The organism is Alteromonas sp. G4i13 (assembly GCF_054960505.1).
This window is the reverse complement of sequence record NZ_JBHNYX010000107.1, coordinates 1-1,039: the sequence shown is the minus strand read 5'-3', so window position 1 is coordinate 1,039 and position 1,039 is coordinate 1. Positions and strand designations below refer to the sequence as shown.

1 protein-coding gene is annotated in these 1,039 nt (G+C 42.3%); it reads right to left on the bottom strand.

Annotated features, from left to right (window positions below; translation table 11 throughout):
- Window positions 1-447 precede the first annotated feature (447 nt).
- Window positions 448-1,039, bottom strand: a 592-nt coding sequence (locus ACFI6J_RS21480) for a transposase (protein WP_462586395.1), incomplete at its 5' end; no start/stop codon positions are given.

The following is a 1,039-nucleotide window of genomic DNA, read 5'->3' as shown; positions in this document are numbered from 1 at the left end:
CATATGAGCCTCCGGGCTGTCAATGAAAAAAGATAGCCCTTTGACCACTATTTCAAGATCAATACCGTTGCCTTTTTAGAACTCGTTTACTTCGTCTGTCATGGTCGATGTTAAGCGTATTGCCTACGTCAAACACATATAGAGGCTCTTATTGTTGCTCTTTTCAATTCCTTTTGACTGGCAACGGCACTAGACATTCATCGGTTAACCTTCCTCTGTCCTATTCAAACCTAAGTGGCTGCATTGACCAGTTAGTATCAGGTTCAGTGAAGGTGTAAGCAAATTCGTAAAAAGGTAGAGATGCGCAACAGTGGCATGTCTAATCAAACGCAGCAGGTTATGACTTGTTGGTATACTTATCGATGCTGCTTAATGCAGAGTACTGTGCGATAAGTCGATACTCGTCGTTTAACCAGTTAGACGCTAAAGCTCATGCCACTGCGCGACTTACCCGTTTAAAAAGCGTTCTTCATCGAATACCTGCTGATTCTTCAACATAAAGTAAGTACATCTTCCGATTTTGTGAGCGAGTGCTGATAAGGCCTTCGCCTTGCTCATTCTCTTTTGTAACTTGGCTAGATACCGTTTGGCGTTGTCATTACCTTTGAGGTACAACACCGCTGCTTCACTGAATGCCCACTTCAAGTGTGCGTTGCCAATCTTATTACCCTGCGTGCCATGTGTTTTACCGGCCGACTCAGCTTTGCATTTCACTAACCGTGAATACGAGGCAAACTTTTGAACTGATGGAAACCGCTTAATATCGCCAACTTCATACAAAATGGTCAGGGCTAAAATTTTTCCGATACCTGGAAACGACTTAAGGATATGTAAATCTGTTGCACGGTGTGTTTGTGCCTGAGTCTTTACATAATGTTCAATCTTGTAAAGTTCACTCACCATGGTTTCGATAATATTGAGATTTAAATCCATGCTCTTTTGCACAGCTTCATCGGGAAAAAAGTGATGCATTTTTTCTCGGTCAGGTGAATTTTGCAGATTCAAACGAGACTCCAGCGCAGGTAGATTGTATTGACTA